Below are 24,990 nucleotides of genomic sequence, written 5' to 3'. Positions count from 1 at the left end.
GGCGTATGTGCTCGATTGCTGCGATTAAGTGCGTCGTGTTCGATAGCGGAAGTGCGGCGGCGCCAGCTCGGCGAGGCGCCGCTGGGCTCAGGCTGCGTCGCGGTATTGCGTGGGCCACGCGCGCGGCTTCACTTCGGCCAGCGCCTGGGCAATCGCCGCGATATGCTCCGGCGTCGTGCCACAGCAACCGCCGGCGATATTCACAAGCCCGGCCTGCGCGAATTCCTTCAGTAGACCCGACGTATCCGCGGGCAGTTCGTCGAAGCCCGTATCGCTCATCGGATTCGGCAAGCCGGCGTTCGGATAGCACGACACGTACGTGTCGCAAAGCTTGGCCAATTCGGCGATATACGGACGCATCAAAGCCGCGCCCAACGCGCAATTCAAACCGAACGTGAGCGGCTTCGCATGACGCAGCGAGTTCCAGAACGCTTCAACCGTTTGACCCGACAGAATGCGGCCCGACGCATCGGTGACGGTGCCGGAGATCATGATCGGCAAACGCTCGCCAGTGTCTTCGAACAGTTCGTCGAGAGCAAACAGCGCAGCCTTCGCGTTGAGCGTGTCGAAAATGGTCTCGACGAGGAACAGATCCGCGCCGCCGTCGAGCAAAGCCTTGGCCTGGTCGTAGTAGGCTGCGCGTAGTTCGTCGAACGTCACATTGCGCGCGCCCGGATCGTTCACGTCAGGGGAAATGCTCGCGGTCTTCGGCGTCGGTCCGATCGCGCCGGCGACGAAACGCGGCTTGTCGGGCGTCGAAAATTTGTCGCAGGCGGCACGCGCCAGTTTCGCCGATTCGAGATTCATCTCGACGGCGAGCGCTTCCATGCCGTAGTCCGCCTGGGCAACCGTGGTCGCACCGAACGTGTTGGTTTCGATGATGTCCGCGCCCGCCGCCAGATACTGCTCGTGGATCTCGCTGATGATTTGCGGCTGCGTGATCGACAGCAGTTCGTTGTTGCCTTTGATGTCGCGCCCGTAGTCCTTGAAGCGCTCGCCGCGATAGCGGGCTTCGTCGAGCTTGTAGCGCTGGATCATCGTGCCCATTGCGCCGTCCAGGATCAGGATGCGCGACTTGAGCAGCGCGGGCAGCCCCGTGCCGCGCGTGTAGGCGGCGTCGGGACGGACTGGCGTGGCGGTTTGAGCGGGCTGGTTCATGGCGGACGAGGGCTTGCGCCGGCTTTTTCGGGAAACCTGTCATTGTAGCCGCTGCCGGGCAGATCCGCCCGGCGCGGGCGAGGCGCAGTCACCCGGGCTGTCGAGGGTGCACTGCATGGAAAAGAACGTAAAAGCGAACGTTAAAGCAAACGTTAAACCGGCATGGCAAAGAAAACGGCCCAGCGAGACAAAAGCCTGCTGGGCCGCTTCATATTTGCCGACCGACTTGTAAAAGCCGCCGGGTTACCCGGTTACGGGGCCGGACGGCGCGGTCGATGTATGTCGCCAAAAACGTTAAATCGAACCCTGCCGTTAGTGAAGAATCACCGGTTGATGCATCAGGCTGTCGAACTGACCGAGGAATTCGTCTACTTCATCCAGCGACGGCTCCTCTTCGATCAGCTTCTGCACGTGCTCGCGAAAACGCGCCGCCATTGCTCCGTCGATATAGATCTCACGCTGCATGTTTTTGTCGACGATCTCGTAGCCGCCCGACTTCATGGCCAGCGGGCCTTCCTGCGGCGGAAACTCGACGACACAATAGTTGGGGCTGTTGTAGATCATTTGCATGGCGACACTCCTTATTTCCGTTGGCTCCTGGCCATTCCTGCGCCATAGGTGGAGCGTATGGTTTGGAATTCAAGGGGTGGGTCCGGATTGACGCTTGTAAAGTTCCGAACCTACCGGTTAGACCGGCCTTTCAAGAAACGTTTCAAGCAGTGCAGCAAAACGGTGAGATTGCTCGATGGGCGCGAGATGAGCGGCATCCAGCAGTTCGAAACGTGCGCCTTCGATGGCCTCTGCTATTGCCTGTGTAGAAGCAGGCGGCGTGCCCGTGTCGTGGCGGCCCGCCACGGTCAATGTTGGGCATCGGATTGCTCCCAGCTTACTGCGTACGTCGAAATCGCGCAGGGCTTCGCACGCCATGGCGTAGCCTTCTGACAACGTGTGGGTCAACACGTCGCGGATCTGCTCGACCGCTTCGGGATGCGCGGCCTGAAAATCGGCTGTCAGCCAGCGGCTCAATGTCGCGGGCACGAGCGACGCCATCCCGTCGCGGCGGGCCGCCGCGGCGCGCTGATCCCACGTGGCGCGGGCTTCCGGCGGCATGCCGGCGCTGCTGTCGGCGATCGTCAAGGAGTCGACGCGCGCGGGATGATCGAGTGTGAATTGCTGGGCGATCATGCCGCCCATCGACATGCCGACCAGATGCGTACTGGGTGCGTCGAGTGCATCGAGCAGCGTGACGAGATCGTGCGACAGATCGGCGATGCTGAAGGGCGCGCCGGATGCGGCGGTCTTGCCGTGGCCGCGCACGTCGTAGCGCAGCACGGTGTAGTCGTCGCGGAAATAGCCTGCGAGCTGGTCCCACACGGACAAATCACCACCGAGCTGATGGATGAACGTCAGCCACGGGCCGCCGCCCTCGTTGCTCAGCACATAGCGCGTCTCGATACCGTTGATGTTCACTTGCATGCGGGCTCCTTTGAAGGGGAACGCAGTGGAAGGGTCCATTCGCGCGCGCTGTGTCCCATCTGTGATGGGCTAATTACCGCTGATCCATATACGCAGCATAGGCGCGAACAGTTGCAGCAGTTGGTGCGAGTCAACCTTAATGCGGAAGTTTCGCCGATCTGATGGAGACCTAGTTCGGATTCGTCGCTTAGGGTTTGATGATGCCGGGTGTATTGGCGGGATCGGTCGGATCGACCGGAGATGAGGGCACGGCCTCGGGCGTAACTGCCGATGCGGCCGGCGCTGGCGGGCTGGTCGAAATGTCAGGGGAAGGCGTGCTTGCGTCGCCATTGCTGTTGGGCGGGCTGCCGGCCGTGTCGGCATTGAGCTTGCCGCGCCATACCAGTTCGAATTGCGTGCCGTTAGGTTCCGTCTGAACGATACGCGCGGCCAGCCAGCCGAGCGACGGCGCAAGCCACACGTCGATGCGGCGCAAATCGCCATCGCGGCGGGGCAGGCGCTTGAAATGGCGCGTGTCGAGGAAACCTTGGGCCGTGCGGATGGTTTCGTCGCCGATCGTCTCGACCGGCCAGTTTTCGCCGCTATCGTTATCCACCACGAAGAACTGCCGCGTCACGCCCGGCTTGTAGGCGGCCGGGTCGCCGCGCACGAGGCTGGCGAGTTGCATCACCATGCTGAAACGGTCCTGCGCGCCGTCGGGTAACGGCAGCGTGGTTGGGGTGCGAGTAAAGGCGATTTTCTTGTCAGTGCGGTTGAAGATCGCGATGTCTTCCGGCCGGCGTCCGCGCTTTTCGACGTACTGATCCGGCGCGAGGCCGAATGCGTCGATGCGGCCGTGGCTCGAATACACGAATGTACCGACGAAAGGCAGTGGCACGGAGACGACCATTTCGTAGCTTTGCGCGTTGCTGGTCCAGTGGATCGTGCCGGGCTGGTTGCGCACGCCGTTGTAGAACGTGTCGTATTGCAATTCGCCCGACGGCGGGACGGAGAACTTCACGCCGGGCGACGCTTGCGGCGCGCTCGCGGCAGCGGGAGCGCTGGCTGTGCCGGCGGCGCTGGCGGTGGCATTGGGTGCCGCGGTGGGGCCTGCTGCGGCCGGGGCGCTTGCCATGACGTCAGATGCCGCGGCAGGTGCTGCTGGCGCGGCCTGCTTTGCCGGTTGCAAGGCGGTGAGCACATGTTCGCGCGGCTTGCTCGCCGCGGCGTGGCGCGCCGGTGCCGGTTCAGGCGCGGGTGACGCGGCGGCCGGTTTGCGTTCGATGCGTTCGGGCGTCAGCAACGCGACCTGCACGGGAACATGCTCATTGTCCGAGGGGTTGAGCGTCGCGCGATTGCGCTCGACCCATTGCGCGGCGATCCAGTGCAACACGGCCACGACCAGCAGCACCACGATCCAGCGCCACACGCGCAAACCGGTGCGCGGCCCGCTGGGCGGCGTGTGATCGGAACGGCGGGTCACGGGAGCGGAGGACATCGGTCAGTGAATGTGTGCGGGCGGAAAACTTCGGAATCGACGAGCGGCGCGTGTGAGCGGCGAATATTTCGAAAAAGACGCCAGGCCTGATGCCTGATGCGTACGAGGCAGGCAGCGAACCGATTCGACCGCACAGCCGCGAGCGATGTTCCGCGCCGATGAAAACACGCGTACGTTCAGTACGCAGAACCACGCATGCAACGCCGTATTGCCGCGTTGCCGACTGAGTTCGCTTCAAGTCTTGCGACCAACAAGCGTCCAACGCGCAACATCACGCCTATTCGTCGCGTGGCGACGCACTATACCCCAGCTCATACGAGAGCTTTTGCGCGCACTCGCGCAACGCCATATCGATCTCGCCGCCCCAGCGAATATCGAACGCGCCTTCATGACCGAGCGCGACGAGGCCGAGCGCGAGTTCGCCGGTCGAATCGAACACCGGCATGCAGAACGCGTGAATGGTCGGCAGCAACATGCCTTCCACGCGCGCCGCCTGATGCTCCCGCACTTGCGCGAGGATCTGCTCGACTTCGTCGCGCGTGCGCGGGCCGCCCATATGCGTCGAACGGCGCGAGTCGGCCAGTTCGCGTTCGAGCATCGCAGCGGTCTTGCTCGCTGGCAGGTACGCGGCGAACAGCAGCCCGGTGGCGGAACTGAGCAGCGGCATCACATCGCCGAGTTTCAGCGACGCCTTGGCCGGATAGCTCGACTCCATCCAGTGCACCATGGTCGGCCCCTGATTGCCCCATACCGCGATGCCCACGGTGAGATCGAGCCGGTCGCGCAGTTCCGACAGCGCGACGCGCGCGAGCTTGACGCCGTCGACCCGAGCCAGCCGCGCGAGTCCCAATTGCAGCGCGAACCCGCCAAGTTCATAGCGGCCCGACAGCGGGTCTTGCGACACCACACCGAGGCGCAGAAAACTCACGAGATAACGATGCGCCTTCGCCGGGCTCATGCCCGCACGCTGGGCGAGATCGCGCAGCATCATGGCGCGCGGCTCGTGGGTCAGCACGTCGAGCAACTTGAAGCCGACTTCGATCGACTGGATGCCCGAGCGCAGCTTTTCCTCGCCGCTCTCGACGCTGTCGTCGTCGGGTTCGGTCGGGTCGAGCGGTGGAGCGGAGTCGGCGTCGGTACGGATCGCGCCGGAGCGGGCATTTGGAGGCATGAGCGAGGCGCACGCAGCGCATTCAAAAAGTGACACACGGACGACGCAGACTGCGGGCACTTGGGCCGCGCCGATTCACCATCGTAGAATAGATTCCTTCTATCGTCACTAACACGGTTCATTCCTCTATGAAACTTGCCACGCTGAAGGACGGCACGCGCGACGGCCAGCTGATCGTCGTGTCCCGCGACCTGCACACCGCGGCTATCGCCGACGCGATCGCGCCCACGTTGCAGCGCGTGCTCGACGACTGGGCCTTCTACGCGCCGCAATTGCACGATCTGTACGACGCGCTCAATCAGGGCCGCGCGCGCAACACGTTCCCGTTCGACGCCAAGGAATGCATGGCGCCGCTGCCGCGCGCGTTTCAATGGGCCGACGGCTCGTCGTATGTGAATCATGTCGAACTGGTGCGGCGCGCGCGCGGCGCGGAAATGCCGCCGGAATTCTGGACCGATCCGCTGATGTACCAAGGCGGCAGCGACGACTTCATCGGGCCGAAAGACGACGTGCTGTGCGCGTCCGAAGCATTCGGTATCGACTTCGAGGCGGAAGTCGCCGTGATCACCTCCGACGTGCCGATGGGCGCCACGCCCGACCAGGCGCTCAGAAGCGTGCGTCTGATCACGCTCGTCAACGACGTCTCGCTGCGCAATCTGATTCCCGCCGAACTCGCGAAGGGCTTCGGCTTTTTCCAGAGCAAGCCGGCCACCTCGTTCGCACCGGTCGCGGTGACGCCCGACGAACTCGGCGAACACTGGCGCGAAGGCCGCGTGCATCGGCCGATGATCGTCCACTGGAACAACAGGAAGGTCGGCCAGCCGGACGCCGGCACCGACATGGTGTTTCACTTCGGCCAGTTGATCGCGCACGCGGCGAAGACGCGCAATCTGCGCGCGGGCGCGATCGTCGGCTCGGGCACGGTGTCGAACAAGGACGCCAAGCGCGGCTACTGCTGTATCGCCGAGAAGCGCTGCCTCGAAACCATCGAGCACGGCGCGCCGCAGACCGAGTTCATGAAGTACGGCGATACGGTGAAGATCGAAATGTTCGACGAAGCGGGCAAGTCGATTTTCGGTTCGATCGACCAGGGCATCGCGCCGCTGGATTGAAGCGCTGCTTTTGTGCGGAGTGCGGCGTCCGGGCCGCGTTCCGCAGCGCGCCGCGCCCGATTCGAAAGGGTTTCGCCCGATGCCGCGGCGAGTGCGCGCGGCTACACTGACTGGCGCGACGGCGTGGCCGGGGTGGCCGACTGCGAGTTCATCGCAGGACCGTCGCGAAGCCGCGTGTGAACGGCACGTGAGCAGGGCATGAGCCGGGACATCGGCAGCACATCAAAAACGAAAAACCAACGTGAGGAGACAGCATGCCGCGAATCGAATCTCTTGAACCTGGAACCCGGCGCGCTCGCGCATCCAACCACTTGCGCTTGACGCCCTCGCGCAATCGGCTCGCGCGCCGCGCCGTTGCGTTGTGCGCGACGCTTGCCGGCGTGTTGCCCGGCATCGCGCTGGCGCAAGTGAAAATCGGCCTCGTGTTGTCGCTCACCGGGCCGGCCGCGTCGCTCGGCATTCCCGCGCGCGATACGGTCGCGCTGCTGCCCAAACAGATTGGCGGTCAGAGCGTCGAATACATCGTGCTCGACGACGCGTCCGACACGACCCAGGCCGTACAGGACACCAAGAAACTGATCTCCGAAAATCACGTCGACGCGATCATCGGTTCGTCGATCACGCCGAATTCGCTGGCGATGATCGACGTGGTCGCCGAAGCTCAAACGCCGATGATCTCGCTGGCGTCGTCGGCGAAGATCATCGAGCCGGTGGATGCAAAACGCCACTGGGTCTTCAAGACGCCGCAAACCGACGCAATGATGGCGTCGGCGATTGCCGAACATGCGAGCCTGCACGGCGTCAAAACCATCGCCTTCATCGGCCAGGCCGACGCGCTTGGCGAGACCTTCTACGCCGAGGTCGCGAAGTTCGCGCAACTGCATCACATCGAGATGGTGGCGAGCGAGCGCTTCAATCGCACTGATCCGAGCGTGACTGGCCAGGTCCTCAAGATTCTCGCGACGCACCCCGACGCGGTAGTGGTCGGCGCGGCCGGCACGCCCGCCGCGTTGCCGCCGAAGACGCTCAGGGAGCGCGGCTACAAAGGGATGATCTATCACAATCACGGAGTCGGAAATAACGATTTCCTGCGCGTGTGCGGCGCCGACTGCAACGGCACGTTCCTGCCCGCGAGTCCGGTACTGGTCGCCGCGCAATTGCCGGCGGATCATCCGGCCAAGCGCCTCGCGCTCGACTACATCGCGCGCTTCGAAGCGGTGCGTGGCGCGGGCAGCGTGTCGGCGTTCGGCTCGTACACATGGGACGCCGGCATGCTGCTCAGCAACGCTGTGCCGATCGCGCTGAAAAGCGGCGCGCCGGGCACGCCGGAATTTCGTCGCGCGCTGCGCGATGCGCTCGAGGCGACGCGCGGTCTCGCGGATACCAACGGCGTCGTCAACATGAGCGCCACGGATCACCTCGGGCTCGATCAACGGGCGCGTGTGATGGTCGAAATCAAGAATGCAAAGTGGGTTTATCAGCCGCGTTGAATGAACGCGGCACGGTTCAACCGACACACGATACACGGACTGCTCATCATGTCTCAGGCACCACACCGTAACGACGCGTTTTACGCGCGCTACCAGTCGCTCCAGTTGCATCGCCATCCGCACGGCGTGCTCGAAGTCGTGATGAGCGGCGAGGGCGCCAACAAGAGCGCGCTCGCCACCGCCAACGCGCGCATGCACTTCGAACTCGCGGAGATCTGGCGCGACATCGACCGCGATCCCGATACGCGTGTGGCAGTCATTCGCGGTGAAGGCAAGGGCTTTTCGGCGGGCGGCGACCTGCAGCTCGTCGAAGACATGGCGACCGATTTCGACGTGCGCGCGCGGGTGTGGCGCGAGGCACGCGATCTCGTCTACAACGTGATCAATTGCAGCAAGCCGGTTGTGTCGGCCATGCACGGACCGGCGGTGGGTGCCGGGCTTGTCGCGGGCCTCCTCGCCGACATCTCGATCGCGACGAAGACGGCGCGCATCATCGACGGGCATACGCGTCTGGGCGTGGCCGCGGGCGATCATGCGGCGATCGTCTGGCCGCTCCTGTGCGGCATGGCGAAAGCCAAGTACTACCTGATGCTGTGCGAGCCGGTGAGCGGCGAGGAGGCGGAGCGCATTGGGCTCGTCTCGCTCGCCGTCGACGAGAACGATTTGTTGCCCAAAGCATTCGAGGTCGCGCAGAAGCTGGCCAACGGCTCGCAAACGGCGATTCGCTGGACCAAGTACGCGTTGAACAACTGGCTGCGCTCGGCGGGACCGGCGTTCGATACGTCGCTCGCGCTGGAATTCATGGGCTTTGCCGGGCCGGACGTGCGCGAAGGCGTGAACTCGCTGCGCGAGCGGCGCGCGCCGGATTTCGGCGGCGCCGACCCGTGGCGCGCACCGCCGTCGGACGGCGGCGCAACAGGCGGCGAGGGCTCCTGAGGCCGCCTGCCGCACGGTATGATCGAAACAGACGCGCGCGGGACGGCGCCCCTTCTTTACTTTACGCAGCGAGGCGACAAGCATGACCGATACTCCTGGCTCCACGCCGCCCTTTCCCGGCTTTCCCGGTTTCCCGCCCGCTGAAATGCTCGAACGCATGTGGGGCATGATGCGGCTGTCGCCGTTCGGCTCGGCTTTTTCCGGCGCGCAGCCGGCCGGCGGCGGCCTCGGACCGTCGCTCTCGATGATGTCCGACATGATGGCGCCGCTCACCAACGTCGAGGAACTCGACAAGCGCATCACCGACATGCGCGCGGTCGAGCAATGGCTCAAGCTGAACCTGAGCATGTTGCAATCCGCGATTCAGGCGCTCGAAGTGCAGCGCGCGACGCTCGCGACACTACGCGCGTTCGGCGCTTTCGCGCAGTCGTCGATGGCGCAACCCGCAGAGTCGGCCGCGCCGAGTCCCGCACCGGCGACGGGCTGGCCGCATCCGGCGGCGCCTGCCCCGGCGCCAGCGCCGGCTGCTTCGGCGAGCGCCGCTTCGTCGGCTGAGGAGCCGGCCGGCGGGGAAGAGGAGGCGCCCGGCACGCCGCCCTTCGACGCATCCGCGTGGTGGAATCTGCTGCAATCCCAATTCAACCAGATCGCCCAGTTCGCGATGACGCAACCGCCGAACGCCGGTGCGGGTGCCGAGGCATCTGATTTTGTGCCCGACGATGCGGAGGCTTCGGCAGCCGGCGGCGGGCCAGCGGCCGACGCGCCGCAGGCGCCGGCACAGGACGCGGAATCCGCGGGCAGGCGACCGGCGGCGAAGCGGACGCCGGTGGCCGCGAAGCGCACAAGCGGCGCGAGCGCCAGCCCGAAAGCCACGAAAAAGTCTGTCTAAAGGCGGGAATGAAACGCGGTGGCGTGACGCGGGTGTCGACGCAGCACAGAAAAGGCGAGTTCGCCGTCTGTCATGGTTTTGACCCCGATCGTCCGCCACACTCCGCGAATCGCGCGTTTTCTTGCGCAAGGTCAGCCAGGCACCGGAATTGCGGCTGTTACGGCGCGGGTTCGGCCAGGTCAGCGTGCTATCATTGTGTAAGCTTTATTTTTGGCTTTTGGGCGTGCGCTGAAAACTACCAATCCAGCCGCCCTTGCTCCATTCACCGCCGGCAACACCGGCGCAGGGCTGGACGGTGCGGTTTTCATCGCAAACTGGCTCGACCTCAGGCACAGGGTATCCCTCACCCACGGTTGGCCGCGCAGCGCGTAACGTAGGGGTAGGCGCGCGGGCGCAAATGCCTGGACTTCTTTGCCGTCAGGTGCATCTAGGCGGCCGATTACCGCGTAAAATTGAATGCTTGGCCGGCAAACGGTGCACATCCGTTCGTCGTGAGCAAAAGTACTACACGTAGTAGTGACAGACACACACAGTATGCGCAGAACAGGGGTGGGACTATGAACACCATGCTTTATCCGGAACTTTATAAATCGCTCGAATCCGTTCGATGGGACATGGAGAAAGACATTCCCTGGGACAAATTCGATGCATCGCTATTGACCGACGAGCAGGCAGCGACGATCAAGATGAACGCGATCACCGAATGGTCGGCGTTGCCCGCCACGGAAATGTTTCTGCGTGACAACCATCACGACAGCGATTTCTCCGCGTTCATGAGCGTGTGGTTCTTCGAAGAACAGAAGCATTCGCTGGTGCTGATGGAATATCTGCGCCGCTTCAAGCCGGAAATGTGTCCGACCGAAGAGGAGCTGCACGCCGTGCGCTTCGAATTCGATCCGGCGCCGCCGCTGGAAACGCTGATGCTCCACTTCTGCGGCGAAATCCGCCTGAATCACTGGTATCGCCGTGCCGCCGAATGGCACACCGAGCCGGTCATCAAGCACATCTACGAGACCATTTCGCGCGACGAAGCGCGTCATGGCGGCGCGTACCTGCGCTACATGAAGAAGGCGATGGCGCAAACCGGCGACATCGCGCGTGCCGCGTTTGCGAAGATCGGTGTCCTGATGGCATCGGCTCGGCGCACGGAAAAACCGCTGCACCCCACCAACCTGCACGTGAACCAGGCGCTGTTCCCGCGCGACACGATTCAATCGCGTTTGCCGGATCCGGAATGGCTCGAACGCTGGCTCGACGAACAGATCCGTTTCGACGACGGCTGGGAAAAGAAGGTGGTCGAGCGCATTCTGCACAACCTGTCCATTCTGTTCGAGCGCACGTTCAACACGGCGCAGGAACTGAATCGCTACCGCAAGGAAGTCGTCGCGCGTCTGCAGGCGGATCAGAAGTCGGCTGAACAGCCGGCCTGATGGTCGCGAGCAGGTGACTCGGCTTCGCGGCGCCACGCGCTGCGAACTGGTTTGAAAAAAAGAACGGCCTGGCGCACTTATGTGCGCCAGGCCGTTTTGTTTCATGCGGCCCATCGTGTATGGTGACGGCACCTTCCTGTCCTTTCCGATTCCTCCATGGCTGCCATTTTTGAACGCAAGATTCTGACGCGCGACGCACTGGTGACGCTGCGTCCTTCGCTGAACGCGCCGGTGGTGTTTACCAACGGCGTGTTCGATATCCTGCATCGCGGGCATGTGACTTACCTCGCGGATGCGAAGGCTTTGGGCGCTTGCCTGATCGTCGGCGTCAATAGCGATGCGTCGGTTCGTATGCTCGGCAAAGGCGACGATCGGCCTATCAATAACGAGGCTGATCGGATGGCGTTGCTGGCGGCGCTAGAGAGTGTCGACTACGTGGTGTGCTTCGGCGAAAAGACGCCCGTCGAGTTGATTTCGGCGGTGCGGCCAGACGTGCTCGTCAAGGGCGGCGACTACGACATGGATGTGCTGCCCGAGTCGGCCATTGTGCGAAGCTGGGGCGGTAAGGCGCTAGCGATTCCCTTCGAACACGACCGCTCGACTACCGCACTGCTGAAAAAAGTTCGTACGCAGGGCTAAAGGCCAACTGCCGCGCGAACAACGCACCGACTTCGCGTCTCGCGTCGCCCGCCGCGAAGTCTGTCCGCTCGTTGCGTGACTGCTTGCGTTACTGCGACAGCGCGGACGCCGCGATCGGCGCCACCGGCGCTGGGCCGCCGACAACAGCCTGATCGGCAGCGTCCGACGCCGTGACCGGCTGCACCTTCAACCATTCCTGATGAACCTGGCGATTCAGATGGTTGGGCTCGCGTCCGCCGGCTGTAGGCGTCGGGCCGAATACGCCGCGCACCGCGACGAATGCCAGCATGTTGGCAAGAAACAATATGGCGATCAGCCAGCGCAGCATTGTTGGTTTTCCCCGTCCAGAAGTTGAGCCGCCGTTATCCCTATGGCCGCGATTCAGTTGCCGCGTTCCATGACGCGCTCGGCAGCAATCAGCGCAAGACCGGAGAGCACGAGCGAATCGTGGCGAGTATGCGGCACTTTCAGCGCGCTCGCCACTTCGTCCACGGCGCCGCCGCTGACCAGGAGGCGCACCGGAACCTGCCATTCATCCTGCAGATCGCGCCACATGCGCTCGATCAAGCCCGCTTGCGCCAACGTGCAACCGGCGGATAGCGAGCGCGGCGTGTCCGTCGCGAAGAACGGGCCGCGGCGCGTCGTATCGGGCATGCTGCCGTCGAGCAGGCCGCGCGCGGCTTGGGCGTCGAGCGTCGGCAGTTGCGCCGTGTGCTCGCCGAGCGAGCGCATCATCAAGCTCCACCCCGGCGCGATCAGGCCGCCGACAAAGCAGCCGTCCGCGCGCAATGCTTCGAGCGTGGTCGCCGTGCCGAAAGTCGCTATCAGCAGATGTTCACCGGGAAACGCCGCGTGCGCGCCGATCATGCCGGCCCAGCGGTCGCTGCCGAGTGCATCCGGCGTGGTGTAGCTGTTGGTCACGCCGCATTGCCGCGCGCAGGCGCGAATCGTCGTAAGCGGCAGTTGCGGCCAGCGCGCGTCGAGCAATGCGGCAATCCGTGCGGCGACGTTTTCGCCCGCCACATTCGACATCCATGCGCCGCCGGGCGCCGGCAAATCCGACCAGTCCGGCTGATCCGCGCCGCCATGCGTCAGCGCGCCGGCCGCGATCTGGGAGCCGTCCGCCTGCACCAGCGCCCACTTGATGCGGCTATTGCCCGCGTCGATCAACAACCAGGGCGCGCCGCTCGTCATGCGGCACCGTCGGCCAGACGCAGCGAGACGTCGCCGGTCGCCACGGTCTCGCGGCCGGTCGGCGTGTCGAGCAGCAACTGGCCGCGCTCGTCGACGCCCGCCGCCACGCCGCGCATCTGTTCTTCGCCCTGTTCCAGCAACACCACTTCGCGGCCCGCGTAGGCGTGCACCGCGTTCCAGCGCGCCTGGAACGGCGCGAAGCCTTCAGCGCCGAAGCGCTGCAAGGCCGGTTCGAGCGCGTTCAGCTCGGCGGCGAGCGTGTCGGTGAGGTTGGCGTTGGGCAGCGCGCGCTGCAGCGCGGTCGGCGCGGTGCCGCGCGCCTGCGGCGGCACGCCGGCGTTCAGCGCGCCGACCTTGGCCGCGAGTTCGTCCGCGCCCTTGACGTTGGTGCCGATGCCGATCACCACCGCGCTGGCGTCGTCGGTGCTCCACGCGGTCTCGATCAGGATGCCTGCCAGCTTGTCGCCTTCGAGCAGGACGTCGTTCGGCCACTTCAGCGCGATCTGGCCGGGGCCGGCGACGGGCAGCGAGCGCAGCCCGTCGACCAGCGCGACGCCCACCGCGAGACTCAGGCCCGCGAGCCCCTCGAGTGGACACGGCAGCACGCACGCCACCGAAAACAGCAGCGCATTGCCCGGCTCCGCATACCACGGACGGCCACGGCGGCCACGCCCGGCGGTTTGCAGATACGCGACCCGCACGATCGGCCGCGGCAGCGCGCCAGCCTTGCGCGGCAGCGCTTTGACGCGTGCCATCAGGTCGGCGTTGGTCGAGCCGGTTTCCTCGACGATTTCGATCGGCCAGTCATGCGCGTGCGGGCCAAACAGGGCGACTGCGCGCTCGCGATCGATGCGCCAGTCTGCTTGAGGGGGAGTCTTGGAAGCGTTCATGGTTCATATTGTAGCGACAGCGAACCCGGTAAGCCCGCGCGCACGGTTCCTGCGCCGCGCCTTCGTTACAATGGCCGCTAATCCGATAACCAGATTCAACGATCCTTGAACTACGACACTCCGCCCGGCCTCGAAGTCGCGGCAGGCAGCCAAGGCAAGATCGTCCGGCTCTCGGGCCAGTGGACGGCGCTCGCGCTCGCGCGCGACAAGGCCACCGGGCACGTGATCCCTCTATTGCGGTCGCTGGTCGGCGCCGAAGGCATCGGTCAATGGGACCTGTCGCGTATCGACCGGATGGACCACGTCGGCGGCCAGGCGCTGTGGCGCGTGTGGGGCCACAAGATGCCGCCGGACACCACGCTCACCGACACGCAACGCGACATTTTCGAGCGCATCGCCCTGCTGGACACCGTGCGCGAAACCGCCGAGCCGGTGATCAAGTTCGATCCGTTCACGCGGCTGGGACTCGCGATCTTCTCGTTCTTCGAGCATCTGTATGGCGGCGTGGCCATGCTCGGGCGCGTCGTGCTCGATCTGTTGGCGATCGCGCGCAAACCGAAAATCACGCCGTGGACCGAGATCTCCGCGAACATCTATAACGCCGGCACCAAAGCCATGCCGATCACCGCGCTGGTCGCGTTTCTGATCGGCATCGTGCTCAGCTATCTGTCGGCGCAGCAACTGCGGCTGTTTGGCGCGAACCAGTACATCGTCAATATTCTTGGCCTTTCGGTGATCCGCGAACTCGGGCCCGTGCTCGCGGCGATTCTGGTGGCAGGCCGCTCGGGCTCGGCGATCACCGCGCAGATCGGCGTGATGCGCGTGACCGAGGAACTCGACGCGATGCGCGTGATGGGCATCCCGCACGGCCTGCGGCTGATCCTCCCGCGCGTGGTCGCGCTCGGCGTGGCCATGCCGCTGCTCGTGATGTGGACTAACATCATTGCGCTGGCGGGCGGCGCGCTCGCCGCCAAGATCGCGCTCGGCATCGACATGAACTACTTCGCGCGGGCCTTGCCGAGCGTGGTGCCGGTCGCGAATCTGTGGATCGGCTTGGGTAAGGGCGTCGCGTTCGGTATGCTGATCGCGATCGTCGGCTGTCATTTCGGTTTCCGTATCAAGGCCAATTCGCAGAGTCTTGGCGAAGGCACGACGACCTCGGTGGTGACCTCGATTACCATCGTGATTCTCGCGGACGCCGTGTTCGCGATTCTCTTCCAGAACGTGGGGCTCGGATGATCGCGCCACTCACTCAGGCCGTGCGCGGCCAGCCGATGCCCTCGATCGCCGAGCCGGTGATCGAAGTGATCGACGTGACCAAGCGCTACGGCCGCAACATCGTGCACCAGCATCTGAACCTGGACGTGCGGCGCGGCGAGATCGTGTCGATCGTCGGCGGCTCGGGTTCCGGCAAGACCACGCTGGTGCGGCAGATTCTCGGTCTCGAGCGTCCTTCGTCGGGCACCATCAAGCTGTTCGGCGAGAATCTCGCGACCATTTCGCCGGAAACCGCACTGCTGATGCGCAGCCGCTCCGGCATGCTGTTTCAGCGCGGCGCGCTGTTCTCGTCGCTGTCGGTGTTCGACAACATCGCGCAGCCGGTGCGCGAACTCGGCAAGGTGCCCGAAGATCTGTTGCGCGACATTGTGATGCTCAAGCTCGAGATGGTCGGTCTGCCGTGCAAGCACGCGTCGAAAATGCCGTCGGCGCTGTCGGGCGGCATGATCAAACGCGTGGGCATTGCGCGGGCGATCGCGCTCGAACCCGAGTTGCTGTTTCTCGACGAACCGACCGCCGGGCTCGATCCGCAGGCGTCGGATGAATTCGTCGAGCTGATCTCCGCGCTGCATCGCGCGCTCGGCCTGACGGTGGTGATGGTCACGCACGATCTCGACACGATGATCGCGCTGTCCACACGCGTCGCCGTGCTGGCCGATCGCAAGGTGCTGGTCGCCGCGCCGGTGGAGGAGGCCGCGGGGGTCGATCATCCTTTCATCCGCGAATATTTCCTCGGCCTGCGCGGACGCCGCGCGTTGCAGGCGCTGCCGCCGGAGCGCCGCGCGAGGCTGCCGCGGGCGGCGCTCGAGCCGGCATCGTCCGAATTGCCGCTGTGAACCAGGGAACCTGACAATGGAAAACAAATCACATGCCTTCTGGGCCGGGCTCTTCACGATCGTTCTGCTGGTGGCCATTGCGCTGGCGGCATTTTTGTTCAACGTCGACCGTGCCGTGCGGGTGCCGTACGATCTGATTGCGCGCACCAACGTGACGGGCCTGTTTACCGACGCGGCGGTGCGTTATCGCGGGCTCGACGTCGGCAAGGTGCAGTCGATCAAATTCGACCCGGCTCATCCGGGGCAGATTCTGATCCGCATCCTTGTCGATACGCACGCGCCGATTACCCATTCGACGTTCGGCAGCCTGGGTTTCCAGGGCGTGACGGGTATTGCCTTCATCCAGCTGGATGACAATGGGCGCGACCCGTCGCCGTTGCCGTCGTCGGCCAAACAGGTGGCGCAGTTGCCGATGCGCCCTGGCTTGCTCGATCAACTGCAGCAACGCGGCGACGTGTTGCTGCGCAAACTCGAAAAAGTCGCGGACGACGTCGACAATTTGCTGTCGCCGGAAATGGCCGACCAGTTGCAAGGCACGGCCGCAAGCCTGCAGAAAGCCGCCGACGGCGTGGCCACGCTGAGCCAGAAAATGACGCCGGCCGCCGGCATGCTGCCCGACACGATCAAACAGTTGGATCGCACGCTGGTGTCGACCAATCAGCTGATCACCGGCCTGAACCAGCCGAACGGCCCGTTCGAGACCAACCTGAACAAGGTCGGCACGGCCGCGCAGCAGGCCGGCGACGCGCTGGTGTCGATCAATGGCGTCGTGCAGGAACTGTCGGCGCGAGTTGGCTACGACACCTTGCCGCGCGTCAACTCGCTCGCGGAAGACGTGCGCTCCGCGGCCCGCTCGGTGGACCGCGCCGCCGATACGTTCAGCACCAGCCCGCGCAGCGTCCTGTTCGGCGCGCCGGGTGCGGCGCCCGGCCCCGGTGAAGCAGGCTTCAAGTGGCCCGCTGCCCGCGCTGCTCAATGATTTTGAAGGTTTGAAGAAAGGAAGATTGTCATGTCACGTTCGATTCACCGATTCTTGTCCTCGCGCGCCGCGTTCGCGGTGCTGCTCGCATTCGGCGTGCTCGCCGCGGGCTGCGCCGGTACGCCCGCAGCGCTCTCGGACATCCGCTACGACTTCGGGCCGCCGAGTCCGGCAGCGTCAGCGGGCACGTCGCCGGCTGTGAAGGTGCTCGATGTGAGCGCGCCCGACGTGCTCGAGTCGGACAAGCTGATTTACCGCCTGAGCTACGCCGACGCACAGCAGACGGCCGCGTACGCGAACAGCCATTGGACCATGACGCCTTCGCAGTTGCTGACCCAGCGTCTGCGTGGCGCGCTCAGTTCGCGCGGCACCGTGCTGACGGGCGCCGACGGCGTCGCCGCGCCGGTGCTGAAGGTCGATCTGAGCGAGTTCGAACAGGTCTTCGACAGCCAGTCCCAAAGTCACGCCGCGGTCACCGCGCGCGCCACCCTGACGCAGAACGGCAAGGTGCTCAGCCAGCGCACGTTCATCGCGCGCGCGCCGTCCAGTTCGGCGGACGCCGCCGGCGGCGCGCAAGCGCTCGCCACCGCCAGCGACGATCTGGTCGCGCAAATCGGCGCATGGCTCGGCGTGCAGGCGCTGGTCGCCGCGCAATGACCGGCTTGCAGCGCACACAGAGGAGCGCTGCATGAGCGTAAAACCCTGGGCGCGCCGTCCGTCGGTGCTCGCCCGGCAGGCGCTGGTGCTGTATACCGCGTTGATCGTCTACGGTTCGTGGTATCCGTTTACGGGCTGGCGTTCGCTCGGCCTCGGCCCGTTTGCCTACCTGTCCGATCCCATGCCGCAGTACCTGACGGCGTTCGACGTCGTCACCAACGTGCTCGGCTATATGCCGTTCGGCGCGTTAGTGGTGCTCGCGGTCTATCCGCGCTGGCGCGGCACGCTGGCGGTCGCGTTTGCCTTCGTGCTCGGCGGGCTGCTGTCCGGCGTGATGGAAGCCGTGCAAACCTATCTGCCCACGCGTGTCGCCTCCAATCTCGATCTCGCCGCCAATGCGCTCGGCGCGTTGCTCGGCGCGGCGATCATGTCGCCGGCGACGGGCGCGCTGCTCGATCGCGGCTTGCTGCGGCGCGTGCGGCTTCTGTGGTTCGAGCGCGACCGAGCGGCGCTCGCGTGCCTGGTGCTGGCCTGGCCGTTCGCGACGATGTATCCGGCGCCGCGCCTGTTCGGTCTCGGCAACTGGCCGCGCGCGCTCTGGCTGCGTTTCGATTCGACGACGCAAGATGCCTTGCTCGCGTGGACGCCACCGGGCTGGCACGTCGGTACATGGCCGGCGCTCGCCGCCGCCTGGATGCCTGACGACGTGTGGGAAGCCGTGATCACCACGCTCAACCTGTTCGCCGCGCTCGCGCTGGCGTCGTTGCCGGTGCGCCGCCATGCGCCGCGCGTGCGCCTGTTGCTGCTGTTTATCGTGATGACCTTGTGCGTAAAGGTGGGCGCGACCTTTCTACAGTCGCAGTCCGGTCTCGCGTTCGACTGGGCGACGCCCGGCGCGTTGGCGGGCCTTGTGTGCGGTACCGGCGCGGCACTCTTCACGTTGCGTCTGCGGCGCAGATCGCGCGCGGCGCTGGCGGGCGCCGCGCTGACCGTCGCACTGGTGTTCGTCAATCTGCTGCCGGTGAATCCGTATTTCGATGCCGTGCTGGCCGACTGGCGGCAAGGGCGTTATCTGCACTTCAACGGTCTGGCGCACTGGCTCGCGTGGATCTGGCCATATGCCGCACTCGTGTGGCTCGCCTATATCGTCGAGCAGGCATGGCTCAAACGGCGCATGAAGCACACGTGAAGCGCGCTCGGAGCGTGGGGCAAGCGTGGACAGCATCAGCGACCGCCAGCCCCGCTCGTTATAATCGTTCGCACAACAGGCGCGCCGCCGTGCATCCAGCGCCGTTCCTCACATTGACAGCCTCGCCCCCGGACATCATGGACTCCTTCTACAAGTACCACGTCTTCTTCTGTCTCAATCAGCGCGAGCCCGGCGCCGAGCGCCCAAGCTGCGCGAACTGCAACGCGCAGGAGATGCAGGAGTACGCAAAAAAACGCGTGAAGAAACTCGGTCTCGCAGGTCCGGGCCAGGTGCGCATCAACAAGGCCGGTTGCCTGGACCGCTGTGAACTCGGTCCGACGGTCGTCGTGTATCCGGAAGGCATCTGGTACACGTACGTCGACGAGAGCGACATCGACGAAATCGTCGACTCCCACCTCGCGAACGGCAAGATTGTCGAGCGTCTGAAAATCGATCAATAAAGCGTCGCCATGAACGTACATACCAGGAAGTATCTGATCGACGGCCCGGTCGGCAAGATCGAGGTCGCGCTGGATCTGCCCGACGAGACGCGCGAGAACGGCGCCGCGCCGCGCGGCATCGCGCTGGTCGCGCATCCGCATCCGCTGTTCGGCGGCACCATGGACAACAAGGTCGCGCAGACGCTCGCGCGCACGCTCGTGCAGTTGAACTACGTGACGTATCGCTCGAATTTTCGCGGTGTCGGCGAAACGCAAGGTGAGCATGACGCGGGCATCGGCGAGCGCGACGACCTGCGCGCCGTGCTCGATCACATGCGCGCCGAACCGGGCCAAGGCGATCTGCCCCTCGTGCTGGCGGGTTTTTCGTTCGGCACCTTCGTGTTGTCGCACGTGGCCGCGCAGTTGCGCGAAGAAGGTCAGGAGATCGAGCGAATGGTGCTGGTCGGCACCGCGGCGAGCCGCTGGGACGTCGCGCCCGTGCCGGAAAACACGCTCGTGATTCACGGTGAAACCGACGAGACGGTTCCCATTCAATCCGTTTACGACTGGGCGCGGCCGCAGGAATTGCCGGTCGTCGTGATTCCGGGGGCGGAGCATTTTCTGCATCGCAAGCTGCACGTGCTGAAGCGGATCATCGTCGACGCGTGGCGGTAATCGGCAGGCGATGTGTGTTTTCCGGGGTACAGGTACGCACAAACGCAAATTAATCGCCGACCTTGGAGCAAAGTAACCGGGATAGCGCGCGTATAATGGCGACTCTTTTTTGGGCGCAGCGCCGCCCATCCGGCAGTTCGCGCGACGCGTAGCGTCTTTTCGCGCGCAGCGGTGCCGGATGCAAGGCGTGCTGCGCGAACCGATCGCGTGGCCGGAAGTCCAATGGGCGCCGCGCCGTTTTTACGGCCAGACGCTCGCCGACCGGCTCTTCCAAACTTTGCGCCCTGCGCGCGATGTATTTTTCTGCACCAATCGACCCTATGCGTTTCTCCACCTCCGGCCGCACGTCATTCCCTTCAGTTGCTTCCTTCGTTCCTTCCGCGCTTAGCCGTGCCGTGACCCTCGGTGTCGTGCTGCCGGCCACGCTCGTCGCCAGCACCGCATTTGCGCAGGTGCCGCCGCCGGCCGTGAACGCGCGCTCATGGGTGCTCGTCGACGCGACCAGCAACCAGGTGCTCGCCTCGGGCAACCCCGACGAGCGCGTGGAACCGGCGTCGCTGACCAAGCTGATGACGGCGTACCTCGTCTTCGAAGCACTGCAGACGAAGAAGATCAACATGGACCAGACGGTCATGCCGAGCGAAGCGGTGCGCCGCGTGCGCACCGACGAATCGCGCATGTTCATCGAAGCGAACAAGCCGGTGACCGTGCACGATCTGGTGTACGGCATGATCGTCCAGTCGGGTAACGACGCGGCGATCGCGCTGGCCGAACTGGTCGGCGGCAGCGAGTCGCAGTTCGTCAACATGATGAACACGGAAGCGCAGCGCCTCGGCATGAAGAACACGCATTTCGCCGATGTGAACGGCATGCCCGATCCGCAGCACTACACCACGGCGGGCGACCTCGCGGTGCTGTCGGCGCGTCTGATTCGCGACTTCCCTGACTACTACAACATCTTCTCGGTCAGGGATTTCACGTACAACAAGATCAAGCAGCCGAACCGCAACCGCCTGCTGTGGATCGACCCGACGGTCGACGGTCTGAAGACCGGTCACACGCAAGCCGCCGGTTACTGCCTGATCGCGAGCGCGAAGCGTTCGCTGCCGGGCGCGACCGACGCGTCGCGCCGTCTCGTCTCGGTCATGATGGGCGAGACCAAGGAACACGACCGCGTGCAGGACAGCCTGAAGATGCTGAATTACGGCTACAGCGCGTACGACACGGTGCGTCTGTACAAGGCGAATCAGGTGGTGGGCACGCCGCGCGTCTACAAGGGTGCGCAGGACACCGTGCAGATCGGCGTGAAGAGCGATCAGTACATCACCGTGCCGAAGGGCATGGGCGACAAGGTGAAGCCGCAGATCGAGCAGGTCGATCCGCTGATCGCACCGATCGCGAACGGTCAGCAGGTCGGTACGGCGAAGCTGGTTGCCGACGGCAAGGTGTTGGCGCAGTTCCCGATCGTGGCGTTGCAGGCTGTGCCGCAAGCCGGCGTGGTGGGCCGCGTGTGGGATTCCCTGATGCTCATGTTCAACAAGAAGAAGTAAGAGCCCGATTGCGATGACCGCTGTTTCCGATGTGTCGCCTGATCCGATTGTCTATCTGAACGGCGAGTTGGTGCCGTTGTCCGAAGCGCGCGTGCCGGTTCTCGACCGCGGCTTCATTTTCGGCGACGGCATTTACGAAGTCGCGCCGTTGTATGCGCAAACCGGGGCCGCGCGCGGCCGTACGCCGTTTCGCTTCCAGCAGCACCTGGCGCGGCTCGCGCGTTCCGTCGACAAGATCGGCATCGTCAATCCGTTCGACGACGCCGGCTGGCGCGCGCTGATCGAGCGCGTGGTCGCGGCGAACGAGGCGGACGGCGGTCTGCGTGCCGATCAGGACGCAATTGCCTATATTCAGGTCACGCGTGGTGTCGCCAAACGCGGTCACGCGTTTCCAGCCGGCATCCGGCCGACCGTGTTCGTGATGGTCACGCCGCTGAACCTACCGAACGCGGCGCAGCGCGCGCAAGGCGTGCGTTGCGTGAGCGCGGAAGATCGTCGCTGGCTCAATTGCGACATCAAGTCCGTGTCGCTGCTCGGCAATGTGCTGATGGCGCAATATGCCGCCGAGAACGACGCGTTCGAGACGATCCAGTTTCGCGACGGCATGCTGACCGAGGGATCGTCGTCGAATGTGTGGATGGTGAAGGACGGCGTGTTGTCCGCGCCGCCGCGCAGCCACAAGATCCTCGAAGGGATCCGCTACGGTCTGATTGAGGAACTGACGGGCGAGTGCGGCATCCGTTTCGAAGCGCGTGAGATTAGCGAAGCCGAACTGCGCGCGGCTGACGAGATCATCGTCAGTTCCGCAACCAAGGAAGTGCTGCCGGTCACGCAACTCGACGGCCAAGCGATCGGCGAGGGCAAGCCGGGCGCGGTCTTTGCGGCGCTATACGCTGCTTATCAGCGAGCCAAGACCCAGGAAGCGCGCGAGGCGCAGCAAGGAGTAGAGAATGAGTCCCGTGAACGAGTCACTGTTTGAGTTTCCTTGCGATTTCCCGATCAAGATCATGGGCAAATCGCATCCCGAGTTCGCCGAGACGATCGTCACGGTTGTGCGGCAGTTCGACAATGAAGTCGATGCCTCGCGCATCGAAACGCGGCCGTCCAGCGGCGGCAACTATACGGGCCTGACGGTCACGGTGCGCGCCACGAGCCGTGAGCAGCTCGACGATATCTATCGCGCGCTCACCGGCCATCCGATGGTCAAAGTGGTGCTTTAAGCCCCGCTCGCCGCCTCGTTCGTATTACGGCGTGACGCGCAATGCGTCCGCGGACAGATCGGTGCTTGCGGCGGGTCTCAACTCGCAAGCCCGGTCGAAAAGCTGCTTGAAGCGTCCCACCTCCTCAAACACCCAGTCGCGAAACGCTTTCACGCGGGCGGTCTCGAGCATCTGCGGCGGGCAGATGAGGTAGTACTGCCACGGGCTCGGCCCATCCACATCGAATAGCCGCACGAGGCGGCCCGCCGCGATCTCGTGCATGGCCAGCGAGCGTCGCGTGAGCGCGACGCCTTGGCCGTCGATGGCCGCCTGCAACAGGTTCGACGAATCCTGATACAGCACGCCGCGCTTCGGCTCGGGCCAGTCGGTGAGGCCGGCGGCGTCGAACCAGGGGCGCCAGAGTTCGTCATCGGAGCGCAGGAGCGGGACTTTCGCTAGATCGGCCGGCGTTTTCGGCAGCTTGCCGCCGTTGAAGTTCGGCGCGCAGGCGGGAAAGAAAATCTCCTCCAGCAGCAACTCCGAATGCAAACCCGAATATTTGCCGAAGCCGAAACGGATTGCCACGTCGACGTCGTCGCGCGCAAAGTCCGTGAGCGCGTTGGTGGACAGCAGTTCGAGATCCCACTGCGGATGCGCCTCGATAAAGCTGCCCACGCGCGGCGTCACCCAGCGCGCCGCAAACGACGACAGCATGGACACCACCAGCCGCCGCTCGCGGTCGCCGGCGCGGATTTCGCGAGTGGCATCGGCGAGCGCCATCAGCGCCGAGCGCACGTGCGTAGCGTAGCGCCGGCCGGTCTCGGTGAGCCGCACGCGCTTGCCGTCACGAGCGAACAGCGAGACGCCCAGTTCGGCCTCGAGCGCGCGAATCTGGTGGCTGACGGCGCCGTGGGTGACGAACAGTTCGTCGGCGGCGCGCGAAAAGCTTTCGTGGCGGGCGGCGGCCTCGAATGCCTTGATCGCGTTCAGTGGCGGTAATTGCCGAAGGTCCATGGCAATATTTCTCACATAGAGGTGAAAATAGATCGTTTTGCGTAAACCCTTGTTACGCCTAGGATTGTAGTCATGAAACGATTTTTGGCGAGGGCATCATGCGAGAAATTTCCTCTAGCATCGCGTTTGAAATCCGCAGTGGCGAAACAGTTCCCCTGAAGGTGGCGCGCAGCACCAAGCTGGTCGTTCGTGGCGGGGCGGTGTGGGTCACGCGCAGCGACGATACGGAAGACTACTGGCTGCAGCCCGGCCATACGCTGAGACTGCGGCGCGGCGAACGGTTGTGGTTGAGCGCCGAGGGCAACGGACAGGCGAGAGTGGCGTTTTCCGTGCCGACGCGCTGCGACGAGCGTGCGCTGAACTGGTTTGCGCGCATCGGCGAACGGTTGGCGGCGCGTATGCGAGGCGGCTGGCGCACGGTTTGATCGAAGGACGTGGCGCGCGCCGCGCCGGTTCGGCGGAATGGCGCGCCGCGCGATTGATTCTGGCGGCGGCCCGGCTCGACCACGCCGCCGCGATTTGACACTTCCTAATGTAGCCGCCTCCGGCGGGAATTCCCAGATTTCGGTAAACTGCCGGGATCATGTGCGCCACCCCGGTTTCCCCGACTCCCTTGCCCCTCGCGGTGCCGCTCACGCTGCGCTGGCGTGGCCGCGAACCCTATCAAGCCAGTTTCGAAGCCATGCGCGCGTTCACAGACGGGCGCACGGCCGACACTCTCGACGAAATCTGGCTGGTCGAACACCCACCCGTCTTCACGCTAGGCCAGGCGGGCGATCCCGCCCATCTGCTCGCCGCCGACAGCGGCATTCCTCTGGTCAAAGTCGACCGGGGAGGGCAGATCACGTATCACGGGCCCGGCCAGGTGGTGGCCTACCTGCTGCTCGATCTGCGCCGCCGCAAGTTGATGGTGCGCGAGTTGGTCACGCGGATCGAGCAAGCCGTGATCGACACCCTTGCGGCGTATAATCTCGCCGGAGAACGAAAGGCGGGCGCTCCCGGTATCTACGTGGCGCCCGGGCCGGACGCCGGGCTGCACGCCGGCGCCAAGATTGCGGCGCTGGGTTTGAAGATCCGCAACGGCTGCAGCTATCACGGCGTGAGCCTGAACGTGAACATGGATTTGCGGCCGTTTCTGGCCATCAATCCATGTGGCTACGCAGGGCTCGAAACAGTCGATATGGCCACGCTCGGCGTGGCCGCCGGCTGGGACGACGTGGCCCGTACCTTTGCAGAACGCCTCACCGCAAACCTCGACGGCAGTCCCGCGGCCGTCGCCCAACCACAGGCCGGTGCCCTCACCGCCTGACT

General features: G+C 64.7%; 27 protein-coding genes. 18 read left to right on the top strand and 9 right to left on the bottom strand.

Annotated features, from left to right (window positions below):
• Positions 1 to 87: 87 nt before the first annotated feature.
• The 5 genes from B0G74_RS18500 to B0G74_RS18480 form a co-directional block, all read right to left on the bottom strand.
• Positions 88 to 1,158, bottom strand: coding sequence for a homocysteine S-methyltransferase family protein (locus tag B0G74_RS18500; protein WP_132376251.1), 1,071 nt, complete (start codon positions 1,156 to 1,158; stop codon positions 88 to 90).
• 312 nt (positions 1,159 to 1,470) lie between these two features.
• On the bottom strand, positions 1,471 to 1,728 hold the full coding sequence (locus B0G74_RS18495; protein ID WP_007179533.1) for a DUF3567 domain-containing protein: 258 nt from the start codon (positions 1,726 to 1,728) through the stop codon (positions 1,471 to 1,473).
• A 117-nt stretch (positions 1,729 to 1,845) separates the two neighbouring features.
• On the bottom strand, positions 1,846 to 2,634 hold the full coding sequence (locus tag B0G74_RS18490; RefSeq protein WP_132376250.1) for an alpha/beta fold hydrolase: 789 nt from the start codon (positions 2,632 to 2,634) through the stop codon (positions 1,846 to 1,848).
• A gap of 187 nt (positions 2,635 to 2,821) precedes the next feature.
• On the bottom strand, positions 2,822 to 4,111 hold the full coding sequence (locus B0G74_RS18485) for a DUF3108 domain-containing protein (protein WP_132376249.1): 1,290 nt from the start codon (positions 4,109 to 4,111) through the stop codon (positions 2,822 to 2,824).
• 277 nt (positions 4,112 to 4,388) lie between these two features.
• The gene (locus B0G74_RS18480; RefSeq protein WP_132376248.1) at positions 4,389 to 5,282 is read right to left on the bottom strand and encodes an IclR family transcriptional regulator; all 894 of its coding nucleotides are present in this window, start codon (positions 5,280 to 5,282) and stop codon (positions 4,389 to 4,391) included.
• 128 nt (positions 5,283 to 5,410) lie between these two features.
• On the opposite strand from B0G74_RS18480, the gene B0G74_RS18475 reads away from it, so the two are divergent.
• The 6 genes from B0G74_RS18475 to rfaE2 all read left to right on the top strand — a co-directional run bounded on the left by B0G74_RS18475 (position 5,411) and on the right by rfaE2 (position 11,778).
• Positions 5,411 to 6,394 carry a fumarylacetoacetate hydrolase family protein gene (locus B0G74_RS18475; RefSeq protein WP_132376247.1) on the top strand — a complete coding sequence of 328 codons (984 nt, stop codon included), beginning with the start codon at positions 5,411 to 5,413 and terminating at the stop codon, positions 6,392 to 6,394.
• Positions 6,395 to 6,648: 254 nt separating this feature from the next.
• Complete coding sequence (locus B0G74_RS18470) at positions 6,649 to 7,884, top strand: ABC transporter substrate-binding protein (RefSeq protein WP_132376246.1); 1,236 nt, start codon at positions 6,649 to 6,651, stop codon at positions 7,882 to 7,884.
• Positions 7,885 to 7,932: 48 nt separating this feature from the next.
• The gene (locus tag B0G74_RS18465) at positions 7,933 to 8,820 is read left to right on the top strand and encodes an enoyl-CoA hydratase/isomerase family protein (protein WP_132376245.1); all 888 of its coding nucleotides are present in this window, start codon (positions 7,933 to 7,935) and stop codon (positions 8,818 to 8,820) included.
• Between the two features lie 82 nt (positions 8,821 to 8,902).
• Entirely contained in the window at positions 8,903 to 9,709 is an 807-nt protein-coding gene (locus B0G74_RS18460) for a PhaM family polyhydroxyalkanoate granule multifunctional regulatory protein (protein ID WP_132376244.1), read from the top strand.
• 557 nt (positions 9,710 to 10,266) lie between these two features.
• The gene (locus B0G74_RS18455; protein WP_132376243.1) at positions 10,267 to 11,139 is read left to right on the top strand and encodes a ferritin-like domain-containing protein; all 873 of its coding nucleotides are present in this window, start codon (positions 10,267 to 10,269) and stop codon (positions 11,137 to 11,139) included.
• 156 nt (positions 11,140 to 11,295) lie between these two features.
• Complete coding sequence (gene rfaE2, locus B0G74_RS18450; protein WP_012431554.1) at positions 11,296 to 11,778, top strand: D-glycero-beta-D-manno-heptose 1-phosphate adenylyltransferase; 483 nt, start codon at positions 11,296 to 11,298, stop codon at positions 11,776 to 11,778.
• Between the two features lie 88 nt (positions 11,779 to 11,866).
• Here the strand turns inward: rfaE2 and B0G74_RS18445 are convergent, their stop codons facing one another.
• From B0G74_RS18445 to B0G74_RS18435, 3 genes are read right to left on the bottom strand one after another with little or no spacing between them, the layout of a single operon-like run.
• Positions 11,867 to 12,106, bottom strand: a complete 240-nt coding sequence (locus tag B0G74_RS18445; RefSeq protein WP_132376242.1) for a hypothetical protein — start codon at positions 12,104 to 12,106, stop codon at positions 11,867 to 11,869.
• Positions 12,107 to 12,159: 53 nt separating this feature from the next.
• Positions 12,160 to 12,972, bottom strand: a complete 813-nt coding sequence (locus B0G74_RS18440) for a type III pantothenate kinase (RefSeq protein ID WP_132376241.1) — start codon at positions 12,970 to 12,972, stop codon at positions 12,160 to 12,162.
• Positions 12,969 to 13,862 carry a biotin--[acetyl-CoA-carboxylase] ligase gene (locus B0G74_RS18435; protein WP_132376240.1) on the bottom strand — a complete coding sequence of 298 codons (894 nt, stop codon included), beginning with the start codon at positions 13,860 to 13,862 and terminating at the stop codon, positions 12,969 to 12,971. The genes B0G74_RS18440 and B0G74_RS18435 overlap by 4 nt, the downstream gene beginning before the upstream one ends.
• Positions 13,863 to 13,967: 105 nt before the next feature.
• Between B0G74_RS18435 and B0G74_RS18430 the strand changes: the two genes are divergently transcribed.
• From B0G74_RS18430 to B0G74_RS18385, 10 genes are all read left to right on the top strand, one after another.
• The gene (locus tag B0G74_RS18430; RefSeq protein ID WP_132376239.1) at positions 13,968 to 15,101 is read left to right on the top strand and encodes an ABC transporter permease; all 1,134 of its coding nucleotides are present in this window, start codon (positions 13,968 to 13,970) and stop codon (positions 15,099 to 15,101) included.
• Positions 15,098 to 15,976 (top strand): ATP-binding cassette domain-containing protein, encoded by an 879-nt coding sequence (locus B0G74_RS18425; RefSeq protein WP_132376238.1) that lies wholly within the window; start codon positions 15,098 to 15,100, stop codon positions 15,974 to 15,976. Before B0G74_RS18430 ends, B0G74_RS18425 begins: the two co-directional genes overlap by 4 nt.
• 16 nt (positions 15,977 to 15,992) lie before the next feature.
• Positions 15,993 to 16,955: an MlaD family protein gene (locus B0G74_RS18420; RefSeq protein WP_132376237.1), complete on the top strand. Its 963-nt coding sequence runs from the start codon at positions 15,993 to 15,995 to the stop codon at positions 16,953 to 16,955.
• Between the two features lie 30 nt (positions 16,956 to 16,985).
• Entirely contained in the window at positions 16,986 to 17,612 is a 627-nt protein-coding gene (locus tag B0G74_RS18415) for an ABC-type transport auxiliary lipoprotein family protein (protein ID WP_132376236.1), read from the top strand.
• Between the two features lie 31 nt (positions 17,613 to 17,643).
• Positions 17,644 to 18,801, top strand: a complete 1,158-nt coding sequence (locus tag B0G74_RS18410) for a VanZ family protein (protein ID WP_132376235.1) — start codon at positions 17,644 to 17,646, stop codon at positions 18,799 to 18,801.
• A 137-nt stretch (positions 18,802 to 18,938) separates the two neighbouring features.
• Positions 18,939 to 19,262 carry a ferredoxin gene (locus B0G74_RS18405; RefSeq protein ID WP_132376234.1) on the top strand — a complete coding sequence of 108 codons (324 nt, stop codon included), beginning with the start codon at positions 18,939 to 18,941 and terminating at the stop codon, positions 19,260 to 19,262.
• A 9-nt stretch (positions 19,263 to 19,271) separates the two neighbouring features.
• Positions 19,272 to 19,916 (top strand): alpha/beta hydrolase, encoded by a 645-nt coding sequence (locus B0G74_RS18400; RefSeq protein WP_132376233.1) that lies wholly within the window; start codon positions 19,272 to 19,274, stop codon positions 19,914 to 19,916.
• 320 nt (positions 19,917 to 20,236) lie between these two features.
• The gene (locus B0G74_RS18395) at positions 20,237 to 21,466 is read left to right on the top strand and encodes a D-alanyl-D-alanine carboxypeptidase family protein (protein WP_132376232.1); all 1,230 of its coding nucleotides are present in this window, start codon (positions 20,237 to 20,239) and stop codon (positions 21,464 to 21,466) included.
• Between the two features lie 13 nt (positions 21,467 to 21,479).
• Entirely contained in the window at positions 21,480 to 22,445 is a 966-nt protein-coding gene (locus tag B0G74_RS18390; RefSeq protein ID WP_132376231.1) for a D-amino acid aminotransferase, read from the top strand.
• Positions 22,417 to 22,686, top strand: a complete 270-nt coding sequence (locus B0G74_RS18385) for a DUF493 family protein (RefSeq protein WP_132376230.1) — start codon at positions 22,417 to 22,419, stop codon at positions 22,684 to 22,686. Before B0G74_RS18390 ends, B0G74_RS18385 begins: the two co-directional genes overlap by 29 nt.
• 24 nt (positions 22,687 to 22,710) lie before the next feature.
• On the opposite strand, the gene B0G74_RS18380 is transcribed toward B0G74_RS18385, so the two are convergent.
• Positions 22,711 to 23,679 (bottom strand): transcriptional regulator GcvA, encoded by a 969-nt coding sequence (locus B0G74_RS18380; RefSeq protein WP_132376229.1) that lies wholly within the window; start codon positions 23,677 to 23,679, stop codon positions 22,711 to 22,713.
• A gap of 98 nt (positions 23,680 to 23,777) precedes the next feature.
• Here B0G74_RS18380 and B0G74_RS18375 point away from each other — a divergent pair, with 98 nt between their 5' ends.
• Positions 23,778 to 24,104: a DUF2917 domain-containing protein gene (locus B0G74_RS18375; protein WP_132376228.1), complete on the top strand. Its 327-nt coding sequence runs from the start codon at positions 23,778 to 23,780 to the stop codon at positions 24,102 to 24,104.
• A gap of 158 nt (positions 24,105 to 24,262) precedes the next feature.
• Positions 24,263 to 24,988, top strand: coding sequence for a lipoyl(octanoyl) transferase LipB (gene lipB / locus B0G74_RS18370; protein WP_132376227.1), 726 nt, complete (start codon positions 24,263 to 24,265; stop codon positions 24,986 to 24,988).
• Positions 24,989 to 24,990 lie beyond the last annotated feature (2 nt).

Source organism: Paraburkholderia sp. BL9I2N2, from assembly GCF_004339745.1.
Lineage (GTDB): Bacteria > Pseudomonadota > Gammaproteobacteria > Burkholderiales > Burkholderiaceae > Paraburkholderia.
This window is presented reverse-complemented; position numbering and strand designations above follow the sequence as displayed.